The sequence below is a fragment of the Exiguobacterium sp. K1 genome, from assembly GCF_033721435.1.
Taxonomy (GTDB): Bacteria; Bacillota; Bacilli; order Exiguobacteriales; family Exiguobacteriaceae; genus Exiguobacterium_A; species Exiguobacterium_A artemiae.
Map to the genome: position 1 here is coordinate 12901 of NZ_JAOTIT010000010.1, position 21817 is coordinate 34717.

Consider the following 21817-nt stretch of genomic DNA (forward strand, 5'->3'; position numbering starts at 1 on the left):
TTCTTCAATCGATACGAATCCTAACGCGGCAAAGCGCGCTTTGTAATTGGTTTCATCTTATCATGTGACAGTCAAGATTAAAAATAATTAGCCGCCGTAGACTGCTGGTTTCAAGACACCAACATAAGGAAGGTTACGATATTTTTCTTCATAGTCCAGACCATAACCAACAACGAACTCGTGTGGAATGACAAAACCGCTGTAATCGGCATGTAAATCGTTTTTACGACCGCTTGGCTTATCAAGCAATGTAACGATTTTCACAGATTTCGCTTTCCGGTATTTAAAGAGGTCTACGAGGTAGCCTAACGTTAATCCGCTGTCGATAATATCTTCGACAATCAGGATGTCACGTCCTTCTACAGAGGTGTTTAAATCCTTTTCAATCTTGACTTCACCTGTTGATGTTGTCCCGCCGTGGTATGTCGAGACATCCATGAAGTCCATTTCAAGATGCATGTCCATCTTTTTGACGAGATCTGACATGAACGGCATAGCGCCTTTCAGGACACATACGAGGAGTGGGAAACGATCTCCGTAATCTGCTGTCAGTTCACCGGCGAGTTCACCGACTTTATGTTGGATCTCTTCTTCTGAAATCAGTACTTTTTCCATATCATTCATTAACGTCATGCTGGGTATTCCTCCTCCATTTTAAACACTACATTACCATTCTATCATTAAACACGATTCTGCGAGGAGTTCAAATGACCCGAATATTGCAATTCGATGTCCAATGACCGCCAGAACTTGTCCTGCCGCATCCACGACAACCGGAATTTCTGCCCGCGATGCCCGCGGAACCTTCGCATCCACAAGAATACGACTCACTTTTTTCGTGCCGACCGCCAGTCGAATCCGATCACCCGGCAAGACGCTCCGGATCGTCAGCGGAAACTGGACGGCCGAAAACGGAATGCCGGTCGTCGTGCGAGAGAACGTAATCGTTTGTTCACCATAATGATAAGTGCCCAAATCGATTCCCACTTCCAGTGCTTCCGGAAGCAGGTTCTTTTCCGGACAACGGACACATGTCACATAGCCATATGTACGCTGAATCCTCCAGTTTCCATAATACACTTCACCGGACGGCATATCTACTCGTAACAATGTCAAAAATCGATTGTAGTCTTCGGAAGTGAAGTCGTGGTCAGGCAACAAGACACGCAGAACGAGCCGCCTGAAGTCAGTAGGCAGTTTTTGAATCGCCTCCAGAGGCAGTCCGCGATCCGTCATCTGTTCCTTGACGTATGACGTGACATACTTCAAGTGTTCCTGTTTTTGCTCGTGACGAACCATCGCCGCCTGAACCGTTGCTTCTTCATAGCCCGGACGGAGTTCTGCGAGTAACGGCAGGAGCCGGTGCCGCATCTGATTCCGCAAATATTTGGTGCCGGCATTCGTCTCGTCTTCATGCCAGACGACTTGACGGGCTTTGGCATAGTCATACAATTGTTGTTTCGAATACGGCAACAACGGCCGATGGATCTGTCCTGTCGCAAAAGAACGGATTCGGGGAATGCCGTCGACGCCGGCTTCTCCCCGGATCAACTGAATCAACAGCGTCTCCAGTTGATCGTCCCGGTGATGCGCCAGGACGAGGTGCCGGCGTCCTGTCTCCGCCATGACCTCTTGAAAAAAGGCATACCGTCTCGTCCGGCAAGCTGCTTGGCTCGGTGCTTGACCTTCCCACTCGAGACGGGTCATCCGAATGCCTACTCGTCTCGCCTCCGCCCAAGCGCGGACAGCTTCCGCTTCTTCATCCGATTCTTTACGCAGACCATGATGAACATGAACAATCATGAGATCATGATTTGCTTCATATAAAAGGTGCGCCAGTACCATTGAATCACAACCGCCGGAAACAGCAACCAATAAAGGTTCTTTCGGAAGATGAATCTCGAATTCCATGCCCGGTCCCCCTTAATGAATAAAATCACTTAAACGAAAAAAGCTACCTCTATATAAAATAGAGATAGCTTTTTTACAGAATGACCCGTACGGGAATCGAACCCGTGTTACCGCCGTGAAAGGGCGGTGTCTTAACCGCTTGACCAACGGGCCAAAAAAATATGGTAGCGGCGGAGGGAGTCGAACCCACGACCTCACGGGTATGAACCGTACGCTCTAGCCAGCTGAGCTACACCGCCATATTTTGAACGCGTGCGTCTTAAGCACATTTTCTATAATACGGTGGAGTCAAATAATTGTCAACGCTTTTTATAAAAATAATTTTAAAAAAATAAAAGATGGAATGAACGGCGTCATTCCATCTCTATTCTTATAAAGAACAGGTCAGCAAGTTATTGACGTTTAGCACCACGTCCGCCACGTTTTGAATCGGTTTGTCGTTTCAATGTCGCAAGACGATCTTCACTATCTTTGAGGAAACTAGTCATCAACGTATCGAACGTTTGCTCTTTGCGTGGAGCTGGTGCGCCACGGCCACCTTTGTTAAAGCCACCACGGTTTCCACCGCCGCCACTTCCGCCACGTGGTCCTTTGTTATCGAACGAACGTGGTCCACGGTCTTGACCTGCCGGACGTGGTCCGCGATCAAATTGACGAGCTGGAGGACGAGGACGTTCGCCTTCTGGACGATCGACTGCTTTCTTAATCGAAAGACCGATTTTACCGTCGTTCTCTACACTCAACACTTTAACCGTGATTTCTTGTCCGACTGTCAAGACATCATTGATATCTTTAACGTAAGAATCTGCTACTTCACTGATGTGAACAAGACCTGTCTTACCCGTCGGTAATTCTACGAACGCGCCGAAATTGGTGATGCCTGTAACTTTCCCTTGTACTTTGCTGCCTACTTCAATCGACATAAATTGTATTGCTCCTTTTTAGTTGATTCTTTCTTATTATACGAGTGATTCTACATTTTTTCAATCAATCGAGAACCTTCGTTTAATCTTCCGGTGAAAAATAGAAAATTGTTTCGCCTTTTTTCGAGTACAGTAGTTCACTTCTCGCTAAGTTCGCAACATACTTCTTATCATTCAATCGTTCAATCTCTTCTTTCAGACGAACCGTTTCTTTTTCTGCCTTCGCCTGTTCTTGGTTCGCTACCTGAAACGACTGCTTCTGTTCAGCGATCAGTTGTTTTTTCTCGATATATGACCACCCCATCAGGGACAGGACAATAAGAAAGATCGACATACAGACTAAGAAGCGCCTCTTCAGACGTAAACGGTTTTCGATTGCATTTTGACTCAACTGTTTTTTCCGGTCATTCAGCGGTTTGATCTTGGGCGGAGTATCACGCCCTGATTCCAATGGTGCTGGCATATCATCCCTCCTTATCCGAGTGGTCATCTCTGACACTCTCTAGTATACTTCCTTTTTCAACCAAATTACATCGATTCTTCGGAATTCACTTTTTCTTCACGAATGATTTGATACATATCCGACGCTTCTTCTTTTTTCGCATGTTCTTTGATGCTGTCGATTTGAACCGTGACAATCTTATTTCCGAAGCGGATTGTCATTTCATCCCCGACTGCAACCGTACTGCTTGCTTTTGCGACAAGTCCGTTGATTTTGATACGGCCTTGGTCGGCAACCTCTTTCGCCAGGGTCCGGCGTTTGATTAAACGAGATACTTTTAAAAATTTATCGAGTCTCATGACTGTTCCTCCTGCTTTGATTGATTCCATAAGGCATCCTGTTCCGTAAGCGATAATTCTGTCAACGGACGATCAGCCAATTGTTCCATCCGTGTAAAACGGCGGATGAATTTGTCATTCGTTTGTTGTAACGCATCTTCTGCCGATAACTCCATATACTTGCCGACGAGAGCGAGTGAGAACAGAATGTCGCCGAATTCACCCAACTGCTCCTCTGCCGGAGCCTCTTTTAATTCTTGAATCTCTTCTTGGACTTTATCCAGTGCACCGGCAACTGTCTCCCATTCGAATCCGACCCGGGCGACCTTTTTTTGAATCTGTTCTGCGCGCAACAAGGCGGGTGCTCCCTTAGTGACACCATCCAACAGATAGGTCCGGTCCGATTTTTCCTGGGCCTTGATTTCCTGCCAGTTGTTGACGACGTCCGCAGCCGAGTCGACTTCTACATCTCCAAAGACATGCGGGTGTCGGCGGATCATCTTATCGCTGACACTGCCGATAACGTCCCGGACATCAAAATATCCTTCATCGAGACCGATTTGAGCATGGAGCATGACTTGGAGCAAGACATCCCCTAATTCTTCTATCATTAAGTTATCGTCCTGAAGGTCGATTGCTTCCAGTAATTCGTAAGATTCTTCGATTAAATGTTTTTTGAGCGATTCGTGCGTCTGCTCCTGGTCCCAAGGACAGCCGCCTTCTCCCCGCAACCGGGCGATGATGTGCTTAAGTGTCGTGAAGTCACGATTCAAGACCGTTTGATCGGTGACAGGCGGTACATAAACCGTTGTCAGGTTACTGAGTGTCGTGATGTGATCCAGTTCATGAAGCGGAACCGTCGTTACGTGTTGCCAACTTGTCCCTGCTGCCGTTACCAGTGTCACATTATGTTCGTCGGGATAACGCTCCATCAGCATTACCTTTAAATCACCTGCGACCAATTGATCATAGACTTGTCCGATCAGCAGATGCTGGCGGATCTGCGCTTCATCGATATCAAAGGCTGTCGCATCGAGTAATTGAAATCCTTCAATCGGATCAACGCCGACTGCGGCAAACATCGGGTCAAGGAAACTTTGACCGCCGATGATATCCAGATGTTCCGTTTGCGCGAGTAACTGTTGGACCGTACTCTCCGCGACGAGCGGATGACCCGGAACCGCATAGATGATCGGTTCCTTTTCAGCTTGTTCAAGTAACGTCGCCACAATTTCACGGTAGACGCCTTCAAACTGATCATGTTTTTCGTACACGGAATCAAACGATGTAAATTTCATTCCCTCTGCCATCAATTCTGAAACGACAGGATGATCTGCCGTTCGCAGGTAAATCGGTTGTTTTGTTTCTTTCAGTCGTTTATAGATCCCGTACGGTAACTGTTCGAGTTCCCCGACGCCGAGGCCGACGACTGTAATCTGATGTGTCATATGATCCTCCTATGCTGATGCATTCGATATAATTTTTCCCCAAACGGCAACAATGCCCATTCCCGTTCCGTCAATACACCCATCCGTAAGGCAAACAGACAGAAGACAACCGCTCCACCCAAGACGAGTAAACCCACCTCGAGTGTTGCTCCGATCCGGTTTTCCCAGCCGGACAGGCGAAACAGTTGTTCGATGATGTATAAAAACAGAGCCATCGGAATGACGGCCTTCAAAAGACGAACGTAAAAAGGACGTCCTGCCGTCACCCGGCCAAACTTTCGATTGAGCAACAACAGCTGGGCTGCCGCCATAACCGCAAACCCACCGAACGTCGCCATACCGGCACCGACCATGCCATACAGGGGAATCAAGTAAATATTGAGGCCGAGTTTGATTAACAGACCCGCGACCACGCCGACGAACGCATATTTTTCCGCATCGACGGATTGCAGGCACGATACGATGATCATGGACAGGGAGGCCGTGAAAGCCGTTGCCGCCAACCAGCTGAGTGCGGCTGTCCCGTTATCATCCTGATACAAGGCGATGTTTAACGGACGCATGACCCCAACGAGTCCGACGGTTGCCGCAGCTGCTATCAACAGTCCGGACCGCAACAGGGTCTCAAGATGCAACTTTGTCGCTGTGTCATTACGTTTCCGGTATTCCATCAATAACGTCGGAACGCTCGCCAAACTGATCGAGGTCGCGAACAAAATCGCAAACTGCAACAGAGGGTATCCTCGGTCAAAAATCCCTTTTTCAATCTTCGTCTCCATTGAGTCTCCGAGTAAGTTGACGAAGGTCAGTCCGTCAATCAGTTGCATCAGCAGCAAAGCGAGCGATGCGATACTGACTGCGAGACCACTCGTCAACAAAACACGTCCGACACGCCGGAGATGACGACCTGAGATGACGGGACGACCGATTTTTCCTTTCGCAAAGCGTAACAACAGGGCGAGCGACGCAATGCTTCCGCCGAGTGCCGTCATATGCGCGTTTGCGCCGACTTGATAAGGATTCGCTCCGGCTTGCACACCGTAGTACGTCACGATCAGCAATAAACAGACCCGAACGGCGTTTTCCGTGATTTGCGAGAACGCCGTCGGACGCATTTCAAGATCTGCTTGAAACATTCCGCGCAATACAGCAATGACTGGTAACAGATAGAAGGTAAACGTGACGGCACGGAGCGGTTGAACAAGTTGTTCGTCACCGAACAAGGCAGCGACTTCAGGAGCAACCCACCAGCCAATCGTCCCTAATGTCAGCGACATCGCGAGCAGGACAAAGAAAATCGACCATAAGACTTCGCGTTTTTCTTCCGGATGATGCAACGTCAACTTGGCTACGACGACCGGTAAAGCGTAAATACCGAGTGCCGCCGCGATGGCAAAGACCGGATAAACGGTTTGATAGACGTATAAACCGAAGTCCCCCGCCATATTTTGATACGGAATCCGGTAAAAGAAACTCAACAATTTCGAGACATAGCTCGAAATGGCGAGCAGGGCTGCCCCCTGCGCAATCGTCCTTCGTTGACTCATTGTACGATCCGGCGGTCAATCTCAGCCAGTAACCGTTCGGCTTGCTCTGTCATCTGTTGTACGGTTTGTTTGCCGCGGTTTAGTGTCAATACCAGCTTTCCTTCTTCCTGCCCCATACCAAGACCACGTCCGATCGGAACGGTCCATTTCACGAAATCCGCTACATCCAACGTTTGTGTCGTCTGTTCAGACAAGACGATTTCGATTTTCGGATCTGTTTGTTTGACCCGTTCGACCCGTGCCCGTTCGGCAAAGATTCGCATTCGTGTCAATTGAATCAACCGTGCGACTTCAGTCGGGAATTCTCCGAAACGCTCCAACATTTCCGTTTCCAGTGATTCCAGGCTTTCCGGTGTATCGACATACTTCAAACGTTTGTAGAACTCGATTTTGAGTTCCGAGTCCGCCATATAGTGGCTTGGAATATAGGCATCGAGGCTGAACGTGAAGTCCGGAACGAATTTCTGAACTTTTTTTCTGCCCTTCATCCGTTCTTTCCGTTCTTCGACCGCTTCCGACAGCATTTGTGAGTACAAATCAAATCCGACAGAATCGATGAAACCGGATTGTTGTGAGCCGAGTAAGTTTCCGGCACCGCGAATTGATAAATCGCGCATCGCAATCTTAAATCCGCTTCCGAGTTCCGTGAATTCCTTGATCGCTTGCAGACGGCTCTCCGCGACTTCCGTCAATCGTTTTTGCGGACGGTACGTGAAGTAGGAATAGGCGACACGACTCGACCGGCCAACCCGACCGCGTAATTGATACAACTGCGACAGACCCATCTGATCGGCATCGTTGACAATCAACGTATTGACGTTCGGAATGTCAATTCCCGTCTCAATGATTGTCGTACTAACCAGGACGTCCGCATCCCCTTCAAAGAAAGCAATCAACTGACTTTCAAGTTCTGTTTCCGTCATCCGCCCGTGGGCAGTGACAACACGCGCTTCCGGAACGAGAGCCCGGATTTCTTCCGCTTTCCGTTCGATTCCTTCGACACGGTTATAGAGAAAGAAGGCTTGTCCACCCCGTCCAAGTTCACGTTCGAGTGCTTCGCGCATGACGATTCCGTCATACTCCATGACATACGTCTGGACCGGATAACGATTTTCCGGCGGTGTCTCGAGGACTGATAAATCACGGATCCCGATCATCGACATATGCAGCGTCCGTGGAATCGGGGTCGCCGTCAGTGTCAGCACATCGACATTCGTCTTCAACTGCTTCAACCGTTCTTTATGCTTAACACCAAAACGTTGTTCTTCATCAATAATCAGCAACCCGACGTCGGCAAACTGGACATCTTTGGACAGGACACGATGGGTGCCGACGACGACATCGATTGTTCCTTCCTTCAAGCCCTTTTTCGTGGCTTTCAGTTCCGCTGCCGAGCGGAAACGACTCATGACGGAGACGTTAATCGGCCAGTCACTGAAGCGTTCGAGCATCGTTTCATAATGCTGTTGGGCGAGAACCGTCGTCGGAACGAGCAGTGCGACCTGTTTGCCTGCCATGACTGCTTTAAAGGCAGCCCGAATGGCAACTTCCGTTTTCCCGTAACCGACATCCCCGCATAACAGACGATCCATCGGACGCGGGCGCTCCATGTCTTTTTTGATTTCTTCGATCGACCGGAGTTGGTCGACGGTTTCCTCGTAAGGGAAGGATGCTTCAAAAGCCTGTGTACTGTCATCATCCTCGGGGAAGGCAAAGCCGACGGCCGCTTCACGTGCCGCGTACAGCTTAATCAGTTCATCCGCGATATCCTCGACGGATTTTTGAACCTTCGCCTTGACCTTCTTCCATTCCATCCCACCCAGTTTGTAAATCTTCGGCTCTTTCCCTTCCGCCCCGACATACTTCTGGATTAAGTCGATCTGATCGACCGGGACATACAGGGAATCCTCACCGGCATAAATCAAATGCAGGTAGTCTTGGTGATTGCCGGCGACATCAATCGTCTTGATGCCGTGATAACGACCGATTCCGTGATGGATATGGACGACGTAATCACCGGTCTTCAGTTCCTGATAACTTTTGATTCGTTCGGCATTCGTCAGTTTCGTCGTTTGTTTCCGTCGTCGTGCCGGCTGTTTAAAGACTTCTTCTTCCGTGATGACGACAAGACGGGCGTTTGTCATCTCAAATCCGCCATGAATACCGCCGATTAAGATGGACGGATGTCCGCGACGGATTTCATCTTCCGTCGTATGCAGAGACGCTTCGACCCCGTAATCGGATAACGTCTGCCGCATGCGTTCCGCCCGTTCCCGGTTGCTTGCCAGAAAGACCATCCACATATCCGCCCGACCATACCGGTCGACTTCCTGTTTCAATCGTTCCATCTGTCCATGGAACGGAGCGATCGGCTTAATACTGAAATGAATCGCCGCACTTTCCGGCACACCGCTACGCCGTGTCGGAAGCAACGATAAATAAAGCAATTGCCGTTGCTTGAACACATTCAGCATCGGAACCGATAACGTATAGTCACTGACACTTTGTCCCCGTTCGATCAACGAAGCCATCCATTCCGCTTCTTCCGTATCCTGCACTTCGGCCGCTTCTTCAATCCGGGCCACTTCATCCACAATCAAAACAGCATCCTTAATATCGTCAAGCAACGTCGTTTCATATAAAAGCGGCGCATACTTCGCGAGTTGTTTCGGACGGTCCCCGCCTTCAAGCACTTCGACGTCATAGGCAATTCCTTCTTCAAGGGCAGCCAATACTTCCGTACTTTGGATCCGTTCCTTCGTCGCATCATACAGACGGCGTAACTTGTCACCCGCCGTCTTCAATCCGTCGCGTGCCGCAAAGTGTTCCGTCGCCGGAGGCACTAACGCTTCTGCGATGACACCAAGTGAACGTTGGGTCTCAGCATCGAATGTATAAATCGAATCGACTTCTTCATCAAACAAGTCGAGCCGATAAGGACGTTCGACAGTCAACGGATATAGATCGATGATGCTTCCGCGGACCGCGAATTCTCCGGGCGTCGTCACAGTCGCTGTCCGTTCGTATCCGGCATCGACCAATTCCTGAATGAAGTCCGGAATCGATAAGACATCCCCCGGTTTGATCCGTTTCGTATGATCTAAAAAGTCAGATGCCGTCGGAACATATCGTCTCAGACCGACAAGCGGAATGATTAAAATACCGTCGTCCGTCGTCAACAGACGATGACGGGTCTCAATCCGGGTTGCCCGGAGTTCCGGACTTGCGCCGTACGATAATTCAGCGGCAAGCGTTTCGTCGACCGGATACAACATTACGTCCTGCTCGGGAACAAGTTCAATTAAATCATCATATAATTTTTGAGCCTGGAACATGTTATGAGTCACGATGACGAATCGTTTTTTCGTCTCTTGGTAAATGCCAGCGATGAATAACGCTTTCCCGCTATTCATCAGGCCCGTGATCAGTTGGGCATTGACCCCGTCGCGGAACCGTTCCCGGACGGTTTTGATCTCCGGAATACCGAGTAACAGATTTTGTAGTTGTTTCATACTTTCCCTCCTAGGACGACAGCAAAAACGCTTTGGTCACCCAAAGCGTTTTGTTCAGTTATAGCGATTCATCAAAGCTAAAAACGGTGTATCGATGAAATCAGTTGCGATATTAACGGAATCAGACAACACATGTTGCAACGTCGTCTGTTCTGATTTGGCGAATGGCATCAAGACCCAGTCGATGACTTGAATCGGGGCCGGCGGACGGCCGACTCCGAGTTTCAATCGTTTGATGTCTTGTGTTCCTAAATGTTGAATCAACGATTTGACTCCGTTGTGACCACCGGCACTCCCTTTTGAACGCAGGCGCATCTTCTCAAGCGGCAAATCAAGATCATCATAAATGACAAGGACATCTTCGACTGCGATTTTGTAGAAATCGAGCAACGGACGGACGGCTTCTCCCGATAAATTCATATACGTCAATGGTTTAACGAGAACGACCCGTTCCCCTTTAATCATTCCCGTTCCGAAGACGGCTTTAAACTTAGACTCTGTTAATTTTATGCCATGTTCCTTGGCGAGGGCATCAATAGCCAAAAAACCGATGTTATGCCGTGTATTCGTATATTTTGCACCTGGATTTCCTAAACCGACGATACATTTCATATCGGCACCTCCTCTACTTTTCCAATCTGGATCCCGCTGACGAAAAAAGCAACGCACAAGGGTCCGATTTTTAAAAACCGGACCTTGGCGTTCATATCTGTTTGTAATCAGCTGAAGAGCGGGCTGATTGATTTTTGTTCATGGACACGGATGATGGCTTCTGCCAACAAGCGTGCAACCGAGATTTGTTTGATTTTGCTTGCACATTCACGTTGCGTCAAATCGATTGTGTTGAGAACGACGAGCTCTTCGATTGCCGAGTTTTCGATACGTTCCATGGCTGGACCGGAGAGAACCGGGTGCGTACAGCAAGCGTACACTTGCTTCGCTCCGTTTTCGATCAAGGCATTGGCAGCAAGCGTGATTGTACCCGCTGTATCGATGATGTCATCGATGATGATCGCAATTTTACCATCGACTTGGCCGACGATGTTCATGACTTCGGCGACGTTCGGTTTCGGACGACGCTTATCGATGATCGCGATTGGTGCTTTTAATTGTTCAGCTAATTTACGTGCCCGTGTTACGCCGCCATGGTCTGGAGAAACGATGACGAGTTCGTTCGGGTCGATGTTCTTCTTCTCGAAGTAAGAAGCAAGCAAGGGAACACCCATTAATTGATCTACTGGAATATCGAAGAATCCTTGGATTTGAGCAGCATGAAGATCCATCGTCACGACGCGTGTCGCACCGGCTACTTCAAGCAGGTTCGCGACAAGCTTCGCTGTGATCGGCTCACGTGAACGGGCTTTGCGATCTTGACGTGCATATCCGTAGTACGGGATAACGACGTTGATCGTCCGGGCCGAAGCACGTTTCAAAGCGTCGATCATGATGAGAAGTTCCATCAGGTTTTCGTTGACCGGTTGGCTTGTCGATTGAATGATGTAAATATCATCCCCACGGACGCTTTCTTCGATGTTCATTGAAATTTCGCCGTCACTGAAGTGTTTGACTGAACTTTCGCTGACAGGAATTCCGATGACTTTAGCGATTTCCTCTGCCAGTGGTTTGTTCGAGTTAAGTGCGAAAATACGAATTTCATGTTCTAAGACAGTAGACATGGTTAGGTGGCCTCCATTTGTTTGGGTTTAGACGAGTAGAGCGACGGATAATGAACGAATAAAAATTAACGGTAATCTGGTTTAGTTGTTTGGCGTTCCCGTGCGATAGCGAGACCGTTTTCCGGAACATCGTCCGTAACAGTTGATCCTGCTGCGACTAGCGCATTTTTACCAACCGTGACCGGCGCGATCAAATTGACGTTACATCCGATGAACGCATCGTCTTCAATGACCGTTTGGAATTTATTTGTTCCATCATAGTTCACGGTGATCGATCCGCAACCTAAGTTGACGTTTGTGCCGATCGTCGCGTCACCGACGTAACTCAAGTGAGCAGATTTACTGCCTTCACCAAAAGTCGATTTCTTCACTTCGACGAAGTTACCGATTCGTGTGTTGGCACCGAGAACTGCTTGTTGACGTAAATGGGCAAATGGACCGACCTGTGCTGCTGGTCCGATTTTGCTGTCCGTCACGACCGATTGACGCACGACCGCTTGATCAGCGACTTCACTGTTACGGATATCCGAATTCGGTCCGATGATGCATTCCGAGCCAATTGTTGTGTTACCGAGCAACTGTGTGCCCGGGTACAAGACTGTGTCAGAACCGATGACGACATCCGGTCCGATGTACGTCGACGCCGGATCGATGAACGTGACGCCTTGACGCATCCAATGTTCGTTTGTCCGTTTACGCATTGACGTTTCCGCTTGCGCAAGAGCCACCCGATCGTTGACACCAATCGTTTCTTCAAACGTCGATGCCGCATAGGCTGCAATCGTTTCTCCGTCTGCTTTAGCGATTTCGATGACATCCGGCAAATAATATTCACCTTGGACATTATCGTTTTTGACCTGCTTAAGTGCTTCGAACAGCATTTCGTTATCAAATACGTACGTTCCGGTATTGATTTCTTTAATGAGAAGCTCTTCTGCGTTCGCATCCTTATGCTCGACGATTTTCGAGACGTTTCCGTCTTCGCCGCGGACAATTCGTCCGTATCCTGTTGCATCATCCGCATGTGCCGTCAAAACAGTCACTTTCGCACCTGTTTCTGCATGGTGTTGCAAGAGCGACTGTAACGTTTCACTTGTCAAAAGGGGTGTATCTCCACAAACGACCAGTGTCGAACCTTTTTCCTGTCCAAGAACAGGTTCTGCCATTTGAACAGCGTGACCCGTGCCAAGCTGCTCACTTTGAAGTGCATATTCCACCGATGTGCCGAGCACTTCTTTCACAGACTCTGCACCGTGACCGACGATGACGACTTGACGTGTGACACCGAGTGTCGTCAATTGATCAACGACATGTTGTACCATAGGTTTCCCAGCTACTGGGTGAAGTACTTTGTATAGCTTCGATTTCATCCGAGTGCCTTTACCCGCTGCTAGAATTACCGCGAAATGATTCATCCTTGTCGCTCCTCCATGTAAATTAGTGTTGATTTCGTTCTGAAATAGTCCACTCGTTCCCACTATAACGAAAATGGCGCAACGAATCAATGACAGGACAGACCGGAAATCGACAAAACACACAAAAAAAGACAGGTTCTCCCATTGGCGGAGACCTGTCAATCGCGTTAGGAAGGATCGGTTGCTTCAAGCGCCGCCAGTTCAAGTTCTGACGCCTCACCGTTTTCTTCACGAATCGCATATGCTTCTAATACTGAATCTTCGACTTTTTTTCGCATTAATGCATTGATTGGATGGGCGACATCACGAAAGATGCCTTCCTGTGTCCGCTTGCTTGGCATCGCGACGAAAAGACCGCTGTTTCCTTCGATCACGCGTAAATCATGTACCACGAATTCGTGGTCGAGCGTAATCGAGGCCAGTGCTTTCATTCGACCCTCTGCTACGACGCGACGAATCTTAACGTCGGTGACATTCATTTTGTCCGCACCCCTTTTTATAACCGTTGTCACAACTCTTCGTTGTCTACTTCTACTTACGGCTTAAAACATTCAAAGGTTTAGCTTTTGCCAATCATTTCACGCATAATTTCCAAAAGTTTGATAATTACAGTATAGTTACAAAAAAAATCTGTGTCAAATTCAGGTATTTTCTCCATCTGTGAAATACTGGTCGACATTTCCCCGTTTCACTTGAATCTGTCCAAGATCGACATCAACATCCGAAAGCTTCATCAGACTGACGTACTCATTGACCATCTTCTTCTCGGCACCTTCTGCTTCGATCAACACACCGACACCTGCCACGTTCGCTTCGAACTCACTGAGCAGACTCATCATCCCCCGGATCGTTCCGCCAGCTTTCATGAAATCGTCAATCAGCAGGACGTTCGCACCTCGCGGTAAACTGCGTCTCGCAAGAGCCATCGTCCGGATTGCTTTCGATGAGCCGGAAACATAGTTGATGCTGACGGTCGAACCTTCCGTCACCCGGCTGTCTGAGCGTACGATGACGAACGGTACACCCAATTGTTCGGCAACGGCATAAGCAAGCGGGATTCCTTTGGTCGCAATCGTCATGACGACGTCGACTTTTTTCTGGCTGAAGACAGAAGCAAACACTTGTCCCATCTGTTTCACCATCCGCGGATCTCCGAGCAAGTCCGTCAGATACAAGTAGCCTCCCGGCAACAGACGATCGGGGCGTGCGACACGTTCACATAATTCATCAATGAACGGCAACGCCTTTTCACTGCTCCAGGTCGGAATGAACATGACGCCTCCCGCGGCTCCCGGAACCGTGACGAGTCGTCCGGTTCCTTCATGCTCCAACATTTCACTGACAATATCTAAATCTTCACTGATCGAAGATTTCGCAGAGCTGTACCGTTCTGCGAAAATCGTCAATGAGACCAGATGATGCGGATGATCCAGCAGGTAACGTGTCATATCTACCAGCCGACCACTTCTCCGAATTTTCATCTAAATCGTTCCACCTCTCCGTAATTCCGAATATTCAATAGTGAATATATCATTTTCATACGGAAACTATCAATGGTTTTCCCCTAAAAGACGAACGACGTAGACTTCATTACAAAATCCTCGTAATCCGTTATAGAGACGCTGCGCCCGGTTTTCGTGTTCCGTCAAAGCAAAAACGGTCGGACCGCTGCCGCTCATCAAGACACCTTCTGCTCCACAACTCGTCATGAACGCTTTGATTTGTTCGACTTCCGGATGCATCGGTAATGTCACGGATTCAAGGACATTGCCGAGCGATTCACAAATGGCCGTGAAATCTTGGTTCTTGACCGCATCGATCATTGCTCCGACATCCGGACGTTCCGCTGTTTCCAAATCAAGCGCTCCGTACACATCTGCTGTCGAGACACCGATGGTCGGTTTCGCCAGTACAACCCAACAAGGCGGAGGAGAGACTAATTTCTCGAGCTTTTCCCCGCGCCCCGTGGCAATCGCGGTGCCACCCATGACACAAAACGGGACATCCGATCCGACTTCTGATCCGATTTCCGCCAACTGTTCAAGCGTCAGGTCGAGCTTCCATAATTCATTCAGTCCACGCAGTGTTGCGGCTGCGTCACTCGAACCGCCCGCAAGACCTGCTGCGACCGGAATTTGTTTCTCCAAATAGATTTCAACCCCGCTCTTGACGTTGAATCGTTCTTTCAGGACTGCTGCTGCTTTATACGCTAAGTTGCGTTCATCATTTGGTACGTAAGCATGTTGGGCATTCATCCGAATCTCGCCGGACGCTAATTCCGTCAATTCGAGACGATCTGCCAAATCCACCGTCGTCATCACCATATGTACATCATGATAACCATCCGGACGTTTCGCCGTCGCATCCAATACTAAATTGATTTTCGCTGGAGCTTTTACAATAATCGTCATCGTGCCGTTCCTCCTCTAGTACGTTTCCTGTACGAATTGTATCAACCTTTGCACAAAAAAAGAAGCGAACATTTCTGTCCACTTCGGAAGGTAAGTTTACGAATTCGCGAATTCGATTTGTACGGAGTCGGTTAAAACGTCGGCATAGCTGTAAGAAACTCGCTCGACATTGTGACGCTCTGCGTCTAGCTTGACTACAAACACCGATGGATACGTCTCAACGAGCGTTCCGATTCGGGTTACGACCTTTTTACGACCGCCGCTTGCTTTTAGCGTCAGTCTTTCACCTACATGTGTTTCAAATACATGTCTGATTTCGTTCAACGTCTTTGGCATACGCTTCACCTCACTAATATTTATTATAGCATATGAAGTAAATATTAGGAAGGGGAAATATTATATCTGTTCTTTTGTCTACCGTCAACGTTTTTTAATCGGCAAAAGTGCGTCGGCAAGTTGTGCAAATTCCTGCAGGCTGAGCGTCTCGCCACGGCGGCGTGGATCAATGCCGGCTTCATGTAAAGCCGCTTCGACCGCTTCCTTTTCTGCTTTTCCAAAATGGCTGGATAAGTTATTCAGAATCGTTTTCCGGCGTTGTGCGAAACTGGCGCGTGTTACTTCGAAGAAGAGTTTCTCATCAAGTGTCTTGACGGCCGGTTCTTTACGAATGTTTAAACGGATGACAGCCGAATCGACGTTCGGCGCAGGAATGAAGACCTGTTTCGGAACCGTAAAACAAACTTCTGCTTCTGCGTAGTATTGAATGGCGATCGACAAGGAACCGTATGCTTTCGTTCCCGGCTGTGCCCCGATTCGTTCCGCCACTTCTTTTTGAATCATCATGATCAGGGTCCGGAACGGTGTCCGCGCTTCGAGAATCCGCATGATAATCGGCGTCGTCACGTAATAAGGCAGGTTTGCGACGACAGCGAGGTCCGTAATCCCTTGTTGCGTAAACTCTTCATCGACGATCGTTTCAAGATCCAGTTCGAGCGCATCCCCGTGAATGACTTTCACGTGCGGATACGGAGCAAGCGAATCTTCCAAAATCGGCAGGAGCCGCTGGTCGATTTCGAGCGCCACGACTTTTTTCGCCTGTTTTGCTGATTGTTCCGTCAACGATCCGATACCGGGACCAATCTCAAGCACACCGCTGTCCGGTGTCAAATTAGCGGCACCGACGATGTTTCCGAGTACGTTTAAATCGATTAAAAAGTTTTGTCCCAAGGACTTTTTGAATGAAAATCCGTGCTTCGCCAAGATTTCCTTTGTCCGGTGTAGTGTTGCGATGTCTTTCAATCCTGTTCCTCCTCTATCTGTTTCAAAGCGTCTTCCCATTCTTGTTTCGTGATCCGGATCGACGCGACACGTTTGACGAGTTGTTTGGCATTTGGTTCACCGATGGCGAGCAGCTGTCCGAGCCGTTTCCGGCGTTTTGAGGCCGCTGGTCCCCCGATCAAGTCCGCTGCGAGAATCATCTCCCGCGTCACTTCCGCATCATGCTGCTCTTCCGTCTCATATACGGCACCAAGCGCCCGTTCAATCGCTTCCGGTGACGCATGTTCGACACCGATTTTCCCGCGTTTATCCTTGGCATCTGCCCGTGGCAGGTAAGCCTGTTTACATCCCGGTACCCGCTCGTTAATCCGGGCCCGAATCCGGTCGCCCGGGAAGTCCGGATCGGTAAACACGATGACACCGCGCCGTTCAAGCGCTTTGGCAATTCGCTGCAGGGTCTGCTCATTGACCGCAGAACCGTTCGTTTCAATTGTATCGACATCAAATACTTCCTGTAAGCGTGTCGTATCATCGCGTCCTTCGACGACGATGACTTCTTTTAAGCGTTTCCGCATCATATCTTCTCCACCTTTTTCAAACACTTCCGTAATTGTACCTGTTTCCACAAAAAAAACAAGGAAGCGTCAAGTGCCCGCTTCCGTCGTCTCGTTCGGGATGACCCAGATCTGGATCGTCTTCCGGCCAAATGTTTTGGCGGTCGACTCTCCTTCAACAAGCACATCAATTTTATTTCCTTTAATCGCACCGCCGGTATCAAGGGCAATCGCCAGTCCGACCCCTTCGACATATACCTTTGTTCCGAGGGGAATGACTTTCGGATCAACAGCGATGATCGGCAGTCCTTGATACGTGATCGTATCCGTCACGTCATAACCGGTCGCCGTCAGTGCCCGTCCATCATACAATTGACTTCCATTGGAAGCCGGATCATTTGTATAAGCCGTTGCTTCAACCATCAGGGTTTTTGCTTTGCTAAAATCTAAATCAGTTGCCGCCTTAGGTTCTTCTGCTAACGGTACCGTCGCTTTTTCCTGATCAAACGTCGGTGCCGGTGTCGTCGCGGCCTCAACCGATTCAACGGGTTTCGTTCCGATCTTGACGACTTGTTTAACCGGTTCACTCGTCACTTCATTAACAATCAGTTTCTTTTCTTTACTCAATCCGTCCGCAAGGGTCAATTGATATTTTTGGGTCCGGATGCCCGGGCGACCGGATTTCGTCACCAATTGTTCGCCCGCCGGTAAGGTGTCGTCTTCGACAGTCTTGACTTCAAACGGTAACAGCTGTTGTTCCGTCAGCACGGCACGCCGTGTCGTATTGACCGTAACGAGCATATCCTTTGCGACGACCGTATCCAGACCGGGCATGACCTTGTCTTCTGTCTGAAGCTTAACGCCCTGCATCGACAATAGTTCCCGCACCGTCGTTTGATACGTATAGACTTCACGCGCTTTTCCTTCGACAATTAGCTCGATCGGAAACGCCTCCCGGTACCGGACTGTCATGCCGCTCGTCAAAACAGCTTCTTTCGAAGGATACACATCATCCGTCTCAAGCATCTGGCTGATTCCCTGTTCTTTTAACAGATCCTCGACACGACGTGCTTGCGTCCGGATTGTCCGTGCTTCACCGTACCCCATGATTAATGTAATTTCTTTAGCCGGTTGAATGACGATTAAATCATTTTTCGGAAGATCGGCACTTAAAGCCGGCTCGATGACATCTTGTGAGCGAACCGAGATGCCGGCTTCTTTCAAGACACCGAAAACGGATGTCTCCACCGTCTCGATTTTCGTTTGCCGGCCATCCACAAGAATCGTAACGTCACGCGGATGGTCCATCATCATATAAAGCAGACTGGCAACCAACAATAAGGTGCAGCCGATGGTCATATAGGTGATCGATCGAATCATGGAAGGCGGAAGACGCGCTTGGCGTTCTCAGTCGTCGCTTGTTCGATATCCGCGTACATCATTCCCCGCAATTGGGCGATTTCTTCCGCAACGAATCGGACATATGCCGGCTCATTCCGTTTTCCGCGATAAGGAGTCGGTGTCAGGTACGGACAGTCCGTCTCGACCAATAAACGGTCAAGCGGTACTTCCTGTGCGACGCGTTTAGGCATCTTCGCATTTTTAAATGTCACCGGTCCTCCGAGGGAAATGTAGAAATTCATGGCTAAGCAACGCGGTAGCAGTTCTGCACTCATGCTGTAGCTGTGCAAAATCCCACCGACTTCTTTTGCATCTTCTTCTTCCAAAATCCGGAGCGTATCTTCCGTCGCTTCCCGATTATGAATAACGATTGGTTTATTTTTTTGCTTCGCCAAGCGAATCTGTTTTCGAAACGCTGCGTCCTGAACGTCTTTCGGCGACGTATCCCAGTGGTAATCCAGTCCGATTTCTCCGAGGGCAACGACTTTCGGATGATCCATCAATCGTTCCACTTTTTCATAGGCGGCATCGTCGAAATCGATTGAATCGACCGGATGCCATCCGATGACAGCATACAGGTCGTCATACTGTTCGACGAGTTCCATTGCCCGGTCAATCGTCTTGTGATCAAAGCCAACGACGATCATCGGAGAAACCCCGTTTGCCCGTGCCCGCTCAATCGTCTCCTCGACATCTCCGTCAAACTGATCCGAGTTTAAATGTGTGTGTGTATCAATCAACATACTATTCGACTCCTTCTTTCAAAAAAATGCCTGTGACATCAAGTCCACAGGCATCCGGATTATTTTACGCTTGCTCCGTTCGCCATCGTTGATGGTACGGTAGCTAATTCAAGTTTACCTGATTTCTCAGCAGCGAGCACCATTCCTTGCGACAATTCTCCCCGTAATGTGACCGGTTTTAAATTGGCGACGACGATGACTTTACGGCCGACTAAATCTTCCGGCTCATACCATTCCGCGATTCCCGAAACGATTTGTCGTGTCTCTTTCCCCATGTCGACGGTCAGCTTCAGCAGTTTTTTTGCTTTCTTGATTTTTTCAGCTGTGACGACTTCTCCGACACGTAACTCGATTTGGTCAAAGACATCAATCGTCGTTTCCGGCCGAGCATCAGTGTCTTCTTCCTCAACTTCCGTCTCTTCTTCGACACGTGCGGCAGAGGCTTGTTTCATCATCTCAACGATCGCTTCGACTTCTTCTTTCATGTCACGACGCGGGAAAATCGGTTCGGCAGCACCGACCTTTGTTCCTTCTTCAATAGCCGCGAACTGTTCAAGAGCCGTCCAGTCCATCGGTTGTCCTTCCAGTCCGAGTTGACGGAACATCTCTTTTGGCGAACGTGTCATGAACGGTTGCAACATGATGGCGACGTGACGTAACGCACCGACCAGGTGAACCATCGATGATGCCAGTTCATCCGTTTTCGACTCGTCTTTTGCGAGCACCCACGGTTGTGTTTCGTCGATATATTTATTGGCACGGCTGATCAGTTGCCAAATGTGTGACAAGGCAACCGAAAACTCCATGTGTTCCATCGCAGCTTCGACCTTCTCGACTGTTTCTTTTGCCAGTGTCGACAATGTCTCGTCAAACGGTGTCACATTTCCGGCATATGTCGGAATGACGCCGTCGAAATACTTCGTGATCATCGCAATCGTCCGGTTGAGTAAGTTTCCAAGGTCGTTCGCGAGATCAAAGTTCATCCGTTCGACGAATGCTTCCGGTGTGAACATGCCATCTGATCCAAACGGTACTTCCCGAAGGAGGTAATAACGTAATGCATCGAGTCCGTACCGATCAATCATCGGAACCGGATCGACGACGTTTCCTTTGGATTTCGACATTTTACCGTCTTTCATCAACAACCAGCCGTGTGCAAAGACTTGTTTCGGAAGCGGTAAGTCAAGCGCCATCAAAAGAGCCGGCCAAACGATGGTATGGAAACGAACGATTTCTTTTCCGACGAGATGGACATCAGCCGGCCAGTACTTGTCAAAGTTTCCTTGGTCATCCGTTCCGTATCCGAGTGACGAGATGTAGTTCGTTAACGCATCGACCCATACATAAACGACGTGTTTCGGATTCGATGGAACTTTGACGCCCCAATCAAATGTCGTCCGTGAAACAGCAAGGTCCTGTAAACCCGGTTTGATGAAGTTGTTGATCATCTCGTGTTTCCGTGACTCCGGTAAAATGAACGATGGATTCGCTTCATAATATTCGACTAAGCGATCTGCGTATTGACTGATCCGGAAGAAATAACACTCTTCCCGAACGAGTTCGACCGGATGACCGCTGTCCGGACTCTTACCGTCAACCAGCTGTGATTCGGTATAATACGTTTCATCCGGAACGGAATACCAACCTTCGTACTCTCCGAGGTAGATGTCGCCTTTTTCAAGCAACGTTTCAAATACACGTTCGACGACTTCTTTATGACGCGGTTCTGTCGTCCGGATATAATCATCGTAGGAAATATCAAGACGGTCCCACAATACTTTGATTTGTTCGACGACACCATCGACGAATTCCTGCTCGGACACACCGGCTTCCTTCGCTTTTTCCTGAATTTTTTGTCCGTGCTCATCTGTTCCTGTTAAGTAACGGACATCAAATCCCTGAAGTCGTTTGTAACGCGCCATCGCGTCCCCTGCGACTGTCGTATAGGCGTGACCGATATGTAGCTTGGCACTAGGATAATAAATCGGTGTAGTGATATAAAATGTTTTTGCCATGATATTCCTCCGTTCTGTATTTCATTTCATTATTATACGCTGTTCTGTCGTCTGTGTCGAAACTCGTTTTTTGTCGAATGCAAACATTTTTTGACATCAGACATCGAATACCAAAAAAACACACTAAATAGTTTGATTTCCTTTAAAAAGGGAAAATCTATTAGTAAATCGTTTCAAATGTGGCTTTTTTGAGAAATAAATGA

The 21817-nt window shown here is 48.7% G+C and carries 20 protein-coding genes and 2 tRNA genes; all 22 read right to left on the reverse strand.

Features of this window, described 5'->3' with window-relative positions; all coding sequences use genetic code 11:
* Nucleotides 1-87: 87 nt before the first annotated feature.
* Nucleotides 88-633: a hypoxanthine phosphoribosyltransferase gene (gene hpt, locus N7U64_RS15070; RefSeq protein ID WP_012368964.1), complete on the reverse strand. Its 546-nt coding sequence runs from the start codon at nucleotides 631-633 to the stop codon at nucleotides 88-90.
* Nucleotides 634-666: 33 nt separating this feature from the next.
* Complete coding sequence (gene tilS / locus N7U64_RS15075) at nucleotides 667-1911, reverse strand: tRNA lysidine(34) synthetase TilS (RefSeq protein WP_318930466.1); 1245 nt, start codon at nucleotides 1909-1911, stop codon at nucleotides 667-669.
* 81 nt (nucleotides 1912-1992) lie between these two features.
* Nucleotides 1993-2064: transfer RNA gene (locus N7U64_RS15080), tRNA-Glu, on the reverse strand.
* Nucleotides 2065-2073: 9 nt separating this feature from the next.
* Nucleotides 2074-2150, reverse strand: a tRNA-Met gene (locus tag N7U64_RS15085).
* Nucleotides 2151-2303: 153 nt separating this feature from the next.
* The gene (locus N7U64_RS15090; protein ID WP_012368962.1) at nucleotides 2304-2834 is read right to left on the reverse strand and encodes a S1 domain-containing RNA-binding protein; all 531 of its coding nucleotides are present in this window, start codon (nucleotides 2832-2834) and stop codon (nucleotides 2304-2306) included.
* Between the two features lie 82 nt (nucleotides 2835-2916).
* Nucleotides 2917-3297: an FtsB family cell division protein gene (locus N7U64_RS15095; protein WP_012368961.1), complete on the reverse strand. Its 381-nt coding sequence runs from the start codon at nucleotides 3295-3297 to the stop codon at nucleotides 2917-2919.
* Nucleotides 3298-3362: 65 nt separating this feature from the next.
* Nucleotides 3363-3635 (reverse strand): RNA-binding S4 domain-containing protein, encoded by a 273-nt coding sequence (locus tag N7U64_RS15100; RefSeq protein WP_012368960.1) that lies wholly within the window; start codon nucleotides 3633-3635, stop codon nucleotides 3363-3365.
* Nucleotides 3632-5062 carry a nucleoside triphosphate pyrophosphohydrolase gene (gene mazG, locus N7U64_RS15105; RefSeq protein ID WP_318930467.1) on the reverse strand — a complete coding sequence of 477 codons (1431 nt, stop codon included), beginning with the start codon at nucleotides 5060-5062 and terminating at the stop codon, nucleotides 3632-3634. Before mazG ends, N7U64_RS15100 begins: the two co-directional genes overlap by 4 nt.
* The gene (locus N7U64_RS15110; RefSeq protein WP_318930468.1) at nucleotides 5059-6609 is read right to left on the reverse strand and encodes a polysaccharide biosynthesis protein; all 1551 of its coding nucleotides are present in this window, start codon (nucleotides 6607-6609) and stop codon (nucleotides 5059-5061) included. Before N7U64_RS15110 ends, mazG begins: the two co-directional genes overlap by 4 nt.
* Nucleotides 6606-10121 carry a transcription-repair coupling factor gene (mfd, locus tag N7U64_RS15115; protein WP_318930469.1) on the reverse strand — a complete coding sequence of 1172 codons (3516 nt, stop codon included), beginning with the start codon at nucleotides 10119-10121 and terminating at the stop codon, nucleotides 6606-6608. Before mfd ends, N7U64_RS15110 begins: the two co-directional genes overlap by 4 nt.
* Nucleotides 10122-10175: 54 nt before the next feature.
* The gene (pth, locus tag N7U64_RS15120; protein WP_012368956.1) at nucleotides 10176-10733 is read right to left on the reverse strand and encodes an aminoacyl-tRNA hydrolase; all 558 of its coding nucleotides are present in this window, start codon (nucleotides 10731-10733) and stop codon (nucleotides 10176-10178) included.
* A 107-nt stretch (nucleotides 10734-10840) separates the two neighbouring features.
* The gene (locus N7U64_RS15125; protein ID WP_012368955.1) at nucleotides 10841-11797 is read right to left on the reverse strand and encodes a ribose-phosphate diphosphokinase; all 957 of its coding nucleotides are present in this window, start codon (nucleotides 11795-11797) and stop codon (nucleotides 10841-10843) included.
* A 65-nt stretch (nucleotides 11798-11862) separates the two neighbouring features.
* On the reverse strand, nucleotides 11863-13212 hold the full coding sequence (glmU, locus tag N7U64_RS15130; protein ID WP_012368954.1) for a bifunctional UDP-N-acetylglucosamine diphosphorylase/glucosamine-1-phosphate N-acetyltransferase GlmU: 1350 nt from the start codon (nucleotides 13210-13212) through the stop codon (nucleotides 11863-11865).
* Between the two features lie 167 nt (nucleotides 13213-13379).
* A complete protein-coding gene (spoVG, locus tag N7U64_RS15135) occupies nucleotides 13380-13691 on the reverse strand; it encodes a septation regulator SpoVG (RefSeq protein WP_012368953.1) in 312 nt (103 codons plus the stop codon).
* Nucleotides 13692-13853: 162 nt separating this feature from the next.
* Nucleotides 13854-14693, reverse strand: a complete 840-nt coding sequence (purR, locus tag N7U64_RS15140) for a pur operon repressor (RefSeq protein ID WP_012368952.1) — start codon at nucleotides 14691-14693, stop codon at nucleotides 13854-13856.
* Between the two features lie 69 nt (nucleotides 14694-14762).
* The gene (ispE, locus tag N7U64_RS15145; protein ID WP_290831089.1) at nucleotides 14763-15623 is read right to left on the reverse strand and encodes a 4-(cytidine 5'-diphospho)-2-C-methyl-D-erythritol kinase; all 861 of its coding nucleotides are present in this window, start codon (nucleotides 15621-15623) and stop codon (nucleotides 14763-14765) included.
* A 96-nt stretch (nucleotides 15624-15719) separates the two neighbouring features.
* On the reverse strand, nucleotides 15720-15959 hold the full coding sequence (locus N7U64_RS15150) for a Veg family protein (protein ID WP_012368950.1): 240 nt from the start codon (nucleotides 15957-15959) through the stop codon (nucleotides 15720-15722).
* An 84-nt stretch (nucleotides 15960-16043) separates the two neighbouring features.
* Entirely contained in the window at nucleotides 16044-16922 is an 879-nt protein-coding gene (gene rsmA / locus N7U64_RS15155) for a 16S rRNA (adenine(1518)-N(6)/adenine(1519)-N(6))-dimethyltransferase RsmA (RefSeq protein WP_012368949.1), read from the reverse strand.
* Nucleotides 16919-17479 carry a ribonuclease M5 gene (rnmV, locus tag N7U64_RS15160; protein WP_214767545.1) on the reverse strand — a complete coding sequence of 187 codons (561 nt, stop codon included), beginning with the start codon at nucleotides 17477-17479 and terminating at the stop codon, nucleotides 16919-16921. The genes rsmA and rnmV overlap by 4 nt, the downstream gene beginning before the upstream one ends.
* 66 nt (nucleotides 17480-17545) lie before the next feature.
* Nucleotides 17546-18835 (reverse strand): ubiquitin-like domain-containing protein, encoded by a 1290-nt coding sequence (locus N7U64_RS15430; RefSeq protein WP_413230444.1) that lies wholly within the window; start codon nucleotides 18833-18835, stop codon nucleotides 17546-17548.
* The gene (locus tag N7U64_RS15175) at nucleotides 18832-19599 is read right to left on the reverse strand and encodes a TatD family hydrolase (RefSeq protein WP_214767551.1); all 768 of its coding nucleotides are present in this window, start codon (nucleotides 19597-19599) and stop codon (nucleotides 18832-18834) included. Before N7U64_RS15175 ends, N7U64_RS15430 begins: the two co-directional genes overlap by 4 nt.
* Nucleotides 19600-19658: 59 nt before the next feature.
* Nucleotides 19659-21614 carry a methionine--tRNA ligase gene (metG, locus tag N7U64_RS15180; RefSeq protein ID WP_214767554.1) on the reverse strand — a complete coding sequence of 652 codons (1956 nt, stop codon included), beginning with the start codon at nucleotides 21612-21614 and terminating at the stop codon, nucleotides 19659-19661.
* Nucleotides 21615-21817 lie beyond the last annotated feature (203 nt).

Coding starts and splice junctions, on each gene's coding strand:
- hpt (WP_012368964.1), bottom strand. CDS start 633: ATGACGTTAATGAATGATATGGAAAAAGTACTGATTTCAGAAGAAGAG.
- tilS (WP_318930466.1), bottom strand. CDS start 1,911: ATGGAATTCGAGATTCATCTTCCGAAAGAACCTTTATTGGTTGCTGTT.
- N7U64_RS15090 (WP_012368962.1), bottom strand. CDS start 2,834: ATGTCGATTGAAGTAGGCAGCAAAGTACAAGGGAAAGTTACAGGCATC.
- N7U64_RS15095 (WP_012368961.1), bottom strand. CDS start 3,297: ATGCCAGCACCATTGGAATCAGGGCGTGATACTCCGCCCAAGATCAAA.
- N7U64_RS15100 (WP_012368960.1), bottom strand. CDS start 3,635: ATGAGACTCGATAAATTTTTAAAAGTATCTCGTTTAATCAAACGCCGG.
- mazG (WP_318930467.1), bottom strand. CDS start 5,062: ATGACACATCAGATTACAGTCGTCGGCCTCGGCGTCGGGGAACTCGAA.
- N7U64_RS15110 (WP_318930468.1), bottom strand. CDS start 6,609: ATGAGTCAACGAAGGACGATTGCGCAGGGGGCAGCCCTGCTCGCCATT.
- mfd (WP_318930469.1), bottom strand. CDS start 10,121: ATGAAACAACTACAAAATCTGTTACTCGGTATTCCGGAGATCAAAACC.
- pth (WP_012368956.1), bottom strand. CDS start 10,733: ATGAAATGTATCGTCGGTTTAGGAAATCCAGGTGCAAAATATACGAAT.
- N7U64_RS15125 (WP_012368955.1), bottom strand. CDS start 11,797: ATGTCTACTGTCTTAGAACATGAAATTCGTATTTTCGCACTTAACTCG.
- glmU (WP_012368954.1), bottom strand. CDS start 13,212: ATGAATCATTTCGCGGTAATTCTAGCAGCGGGTAAAGGCACTCGGATG.
- spoVG (WP_012368953.1), bottom strand. CDS start 13,691: ATGAATGTCACCGACGTTAAGATTCGTCGCGTCGTAGCAGAGGGTCGA.
- purR (WP_012368952.1), bottom strand. CDS start 14,693: ATGAAAATTCGGAGAAGTGGTCGGCTGGTAGATATGACACGTTACCTG.
- ispE (WP_290831089.1), bottom strand. CDS start 15,623: ATGACGATTATTGTAAAAGCTCCAGCGAAAATCAATTTAGTATTGGAT.
- N7U64_RS15150 (WP_012368950.1), bottom strand. CDS start 15,959: ATGCCAAAGACGTTGAACGAAATCAGACATGTATTTGAAACACATGTA.
- rnmV (WP_214767545.1), bottom strand. CDS start 17,479: ATGATGCGGAAACGCTTAAAAGAAGTCATCGTCGTCGAAGGACGCGAT.
- N7U64_RS15430 (WP_413230444.1), bottom strand. CDS start 18,835: ATGATTCGATCGATCACCTATATGACCATCGGCTGCACCTTATTGTTG.
- N7U64_RS15175 (WP_214767551.1), bottom strand. CDS start 19,599: ATGTTGATTGATACACACACACATTTAAACTCGGATCAGTTTGACGGA.
- metG (WP_214767554.1), bottom strand. CDS start 21,614: ATGGCAAAAACATTTTATATCACTACACCGATTTATTATCCTAGTGCC.